This window comes from Skermanella sp. (assembly GCF_059503625.1).
This window is the reverse complement of sequence record NZ_JCACHA010000352.1, coordinates 1-2,729: the sequence shown is the minus strand read 5'-3', so window position 1 is coordinate 2,729 and position 2,729 is coordinate 1. Positions and strand designations below refer to the sequence as shown.

At 70.4% G+C, this 2,729-nt stretch carries 1 protein-coding gene; it reads left to right on the top strand.

Annotated elements, in window-relative coordinates:
* The coding region (locus AC5JJ6_RS08065) for a beta strand repeat-containing protein (protein WP_496041540.1) at positions 1 to 2,729 on the top strand (2,729 nt) is incomplete at both ends.

The window sequence follows — 2,729 nt, the reverse complement described above, 5'->3', positions numbered from 1 at the left end:
ACGGTGTCGGCCGGCGCGCTGAGCGTGGCGGCCGACGGCAACTTAGGAGCCGGCTCGCTGACCCTGGACGGCGGTTCGCTGACGGTGACCGGAGCCACCACCCTCAGCAAATCCATCACTCTCGGCGCCGGCCACGGCACGGTGAGCAACGCCGGCGCGGTCACCCTCTCGGGCGTCATCGACGGAGCCGGCAACCTCTCCAAGGCGGGCGTCGGCACGCTGACCTTGTCGGCCACGCAGACCTACTCCGGCACCACCACGGTGTCGGCCGGCAAGCTGAGCGTGGCCGACGACGGCAATCTGGGCACCGGCGCGGTGACGCTGAACGGCGGCTCCCTGACGGTGACCGCAGCCACCACCATCGACAACGCCATCGCCGTGTCGCAGGCCGCCACCATCACCAGCGCCGCCAACGTCACGCTGTCGGGCGTGCTGTCCGGCGCCGGCCTGCTCACCAGAACCGGGAGCGGGTACTTGACCTTGTCCGGCGCCAGCAGCGGCTTCACCGGCGGCTTCATGCTGGGAGGGAATCTGGCCACGGCGAGCGGGGCCAGTCTCGGCAGCGGCACGGTGACACTGGCCGGCGGCTGGCTGTCAATCACCGCCGATGCCACGATCACGAACAACATCGTCATGACCGCCTCGCCCAGCGTGATCAACGTGAACCCCGGTGCGACCGCGACGCTGACCGGCACGATCTCCGAAAACGGCGGCAGCCAGACGCTCAACAAGAGCGGTAGCGGCACGCTGGTGCTGACGGGGACCACCAGCTACACCGGCAGCACCAACTTCAACGGAGGCGTCGTGCGCGTGGCGGCCAGCGGCGTGCTCGGCACCAGTACGGTGATCATGTTCAACCAGGGCGGCACCCTGGAACTCACCGGCGGCGGCACCTTCGTCAACGCGATCAATGCCAGGATCAACGGCACGATCCGGAACGACGGCGACGTCACCCTCTCGGGCGCGCTTGGGATGGTCGGCACGGCGGACCTGACCCTGACCAAGGCCGGCACCGGCACCCTGACTCTGGACAAAGCCGGTAACGCGGCGACATCCGTCAACGGCGGCAAAACCCTCGGGCTCACGATCGGCGCCGGCACGGTCGCCGTGGCGGGCGACACCAACCTGCTGGCCGGCACCGTGACGCTGGCCGGCGGCATGCTGTCGGTCACCGGGACCGGGGCGCAGACGATCGACAACGCGATCGCGATGGGCACCGGCGGCGGCACAGTCAGCTACGCCAATACCGGCGGCACCGACTCGCTGACCCTGTCCGGGGCGATCACCGGATCCACCCGCCTGACCAAATCAGGCGCGGGCAACCTCATTCTTTCGGGCACCAACACTTACTCCGGCGGCACGACCGTTTCCGCCGGCACCCTGACAGGCACCACCGCCAGCCTCCAGGGCAACATCATCGACAACGCGGCCGTCGTCTTCGACCAGAGCACCACCGGCACCTATGCCGGCGTGCTCAGCGGCACCGGCACCCTGACCAAATTGGGCACCGGCAACGTCACCCTGTCCGGCGCCAACACCTATACCGGCGGCACCACGGTTTCTGCCGGCACCCTGACCGGCACCACGATCAGCCTGCAAGGGAACATCACCGACAACGCCGCCGTCGTCTTCGACCAGAGCACCACCGGCACCTATGCCGGCGTGCTCAGCGGCACCGGCACCCTCACCAAGCTAGGGACCGGCTCCGTGGCGCTCTCCGCCACCAACACCTGGTCCGGCCTCACCACCGTATCGGCCGGCACGCTCAGCATCGCGGCCCAGGCCAACCTGGGCTCCGGCGGGCTGACCCTGGCCGGCGGCACGCTGGCCTTCACCGGGACCGGCGCGCAGAGCTTCACCAAGGCCATCGCGCTCGGCACCGGCGGCGGCACGATCAGCTACGGCCTGACCGGCGGAACCGACGAGGTGACGCTGTCGGGGGCGATCACCGGCGCCGCGTCGCTGACCAAGTCGGGCGCCGGCACGGTCAAGCTGACCGGCGGCACCAACAGCGCCGCAGCCTGGACGACGACGGTCGGCGGCGGCACGCTGTCGGTCGGTGACGACGCCAACCTGGGCTCCGGCGCCGTGACGCTGGCGGCCGGCACCTCGCTGAAGGTGACCAGCGCCGTCACGATCGACAATGCCGTCACGCTGACCGGCGACGCCTCGGTCCAGACCGACAGCAATGTCACGCTGTCCGGCGCGCTGGCCGCCAACGGGCACGCCTTGTCCAAGGCCGGCACCGGCACCCTGACCGTGACGAACGCCACCGGCGGCATGTCGGTCGGCGCCGGCACCGTCGCGGTCGCCACGGCGTCGGCGCTGAGCGGCACCGTGACCCTCTCCGGCGGCACGCTGGACGTCACCGGCGCCACGGTCGCCATCACCAACGCGATCACGCTGGGCGCTTCCAACGGCACGGTGAACACAACAGGGGCCGTCACCCTGTCGGGCGGCATCACCGGCACCGGCAACCTGACCAAATCGGGTACCGGCACGGTGACCGTGACGGGCACCAACAGCTATACCGGCGCCACGGCGATCAGCGGCGGCACCCTGGCGGTCAACGGCACGATGACCGGCACCGGCGCGGTGACGGTCTCCTCCGGCGCCACGCTGGGCGGTTCGGGCACCATCGCCGGCGCCGTCTCGATCGCTTCGGGCGGCATCATCGCGGCCGGCAACAGCCCCGGCAAGCTGACACTGACCGGCGGGCTGACGATCTC